Origin of the sequence: Pricia sp. (assembly GCF_041745955.1) — a bacterium.
Classification (GTDB): Bacteria; Bacteroidota; Bacteroidia; order Flavobacteriales; family Flavobacteriaceae; genus Pricia.
Genome location: NZ_JBGTHY010000447.1, coordinates 1 through 2,932, shown reverse-complemented (window position 1 = coordinate 2,932; position 2,932 = coordinate 1). Strand labels below are relative to the sequence as shown.

The 2,932-nt window shown below is 44.4% G+C and carries 2 protein-coding genes; both read right to left on the bottom strand.

Annotation, left to right across the window (positions count from 1 at the left end):
* Positions 1–129: 129 nt before the first annotated feature.
* Entirely contained in the window at positions 130–1,188 is a 1,059-nt protein-coding gene (locus ACEW8S_RS15840) for a response regulator (RefSeq protein ID WP_373519094.1), read from the bottom strand.
* Positions 1,189–1,233: 45 nt separating this feature from the next.
* Positions 1,234–2,932: PAS domain S-box protein (locus ACEW8S_RS15835; protein ID WP_373519093.1), on the bottom strand; the 1,699-nt coding region annotated here is incomplete at its 5' end.

Here is a 2,932-nt window from a genome sequence, read left to right as displayed (position 1 = left end):
CGTTATCCGAGAAATCAGTGGGTATCATTAGGTGCTTCATGCCGGTCTAGATTTTGCTTCAGTACCGTAAAACTAGAGCGTTAAGACCGGGTATATTATGACAATGGTCATGTTGTGTAAAAGAAAAGATCAATCCACCCGACGCAACCGATCTAAATCGAGGATTCTGATATTGCGGTCTTCGATGCCTATCAGCCCTTCTTTTTTAAAACCGGAAAGGGTACGGATCAATGTTTCGGTAGCCATACCGGCCACACTGGCAAGATCGCTGCGAAGAATATGAAGGTTTCCCTTTGGGTCCTTTTGAAGTTTCTCCGCAAATTTTAGGATGGTACTCGCCGTTTTCCGGCGGACGGAACCATAGGCCATTTCCAGCAATTGTTCCTTGGCCTCGGAAAGGTTCTCGGAAAGAAATTGTACCAGTTCCACGGTCAGGCCATGGTTTTCCAGTAATAGACTTTTTAAATTCTCGACAGAAATAGCAACCAATCCGGTGTCTTCCATCGCGGTGGCATATTCACTATGGGTCGTGTTCGGGGAGAAACAGCTAAAACCGAAAAAATCATCAGGTTTATAGATGCCCGTAATCAGGTCTTTACCGTTACTATCAAGTTTATGGGTCTTTACCACTCCTTTCAATACCAAGTATACCGTATTGGAATGCATACCCTCTCGGTAAATGGTTTCGCCCGTTGCAAAACCATGTTCCTGCCCGTTGTCGTCGATGTAGTTTTTGAGGTCGTGAATACTTTTAACGGGAATGTCCACAGATTGTCTCACAGCAAGACTTTCTGTATTTCCTTCTTTTAAGATCGCCGTTTTCGCGAGTCTGCTCTCAATGGCTCCGATCAGTTCGGTTTCCATGAAAGGTTTGGTCAGGTAATCGTCCGCGCCGTGCTCCATGCCCTTACGGATATCTTTGTGTTCGGTCTTTGCGGAAAGGAATATAAAGGGGATGCCCTTTGTTCGGATATCTTGGGATAAGGCTGCCAAAACCCCGAAACCGTCCAGTTCTGGCATCATGATATCACAGACGATTACATCGGGAAGGTATTCTTTGATAAGTTCCAAACCTTTTTTTCCGTTTGCCGCCGTCCGCACTTCATAATCGGAAAGTTCCAACAATTCGGCCGTATTTTCCCTTAGAACGGTGTCGTCTTCGATAAGGAGTACTTTTTTCAAAACCATAACTCTCCCATAACTTTTTAACTACCTATAGCAAGGGTTTCCCGCTTAGTCTTCCAGCGGCAGTTCCACCGTAAAGGTACTCCCTTTATTTTCGGTGCTCTTAAAATTGATGTTGCCGCCTAGATTCTCAACATGCGCCTTTACAATATTGAGGCCGATACCCGTTCCCTGGGTCGTCAATACATTTTCTGCCCTAAAATAACGGTCGAAAATGTATTTTTGGTCTTTTTTGGGGATGCCGATGCCCAAATCTTTGATATGGAAAACGATCTTGTCCTTCATTAGGTCTACTTTTAGATCTATTTCCGTGTCCTCCCGGGAATATTTCACGGCATTGTTCAGAAGATTGGTCAGCACAAGGTCCGCTATTTTTTCGTCTTGGTAGATATTTACATCATCGATATTCTGCGGATAATTGATATGTTGCCCGCTTTTTAGCATCATATTGGCATTGTAGACGACCTCGTTGACCAGCTTGCTCAACGAGAATTTTGAATACCGATACACTTCCTTTCCTTTTTCCATTCTTTCCATGGACAAGAAATCGTTCAAAATATGGGTCAGGTGGTGTACACCACCGATTATGGTATTTAGGTGCTTGTCCCTTTTTTCCTGCTGATCTTCCTTCGTATATTTTCCTACCAAAGTGGCGGAGGTCAATATACCACTCAGGGGCGTTTTGAACTCGTGGGAGACCAGGGACAGGAACTTGGTCTTCAGCTCGTTCAGCTCTTTTTCGGTTTCCAAGGCCTTTTTTAATTGTTCCGTTCGTTGCTCAACGGTTTTTTCGAGTTTTTGGGTATAGTTTTTCCGATCTGAAATATCCAGAATTATGGCAATTACCATTTGCCGGTGGTTCACGGTCGATGTTTGCAAATGTACCTCTACAGGATAGGTGGTACCGTTCTTCCGGCGCTGTACGGTCTCGAAATCGATTTTTTCTTTTTCACCGTAAAGGAGGGGCGAAATCAATTTTCGGAAACTGGCTTCGGTAAACTCCGGTTTTAAATCTAACGGGGTCATTTTTTTGCATTCCGCAAGGGTATATCCCGTATATTTCTGTGCACCGTGATTGACATTGACGAAAAGTAGCGATTCGGCATCGTATACGTATATCTCGTTGAGCGATTCATCAAAGATACTGGCTAGATGCCCTATTTCCTGTTCCGCCAAAAGTCGATCGGTAATAGGGTTTTGAATGCCTACGAAATGGGTCGTTTTTCCTTCTTTGTCCGCAATGGGGCTAATGGAGACCTCGTTCCAGAACAGCGTGCCATCTTTTTTATAATTACGCAATTGCACTCGGCAGCTTTTGCCTTTTTGTATGGCACGCCGCATTTTTTTTACACCTTCTTGATCGTGGTCCCCGTTCTGCAAGAACCGGCAATTCTTGCCTAGCGTTTCTTCTTTCGGGTATCCCGTAATCCTTTCAAAAGCGGCATTTGAATAGATAATAGGATGGTCAGGTTGCAGTGCATCCGTAATGGTAACACCGTTTAGGGCGGCATCGAGTGCCGCGGTCCTCATTTTTTGGCTCTCCTCGATTTTTTTTCGCTCCGTTATGTCGATGACCAAAGCCATTACGTAGGTGTGGCCATCAATCGAAAACGGATTAAGGCCAACTTCCAATGGAAATTGTTTTTGGTTTTTTCGTACCCCGAAGAGTGACCGCCCCAAGGCCATTCTCCTTTTTTCATGTTTCCGGGAATAATTTTTGATATGTTTTTGGTGTACATTCCGATAG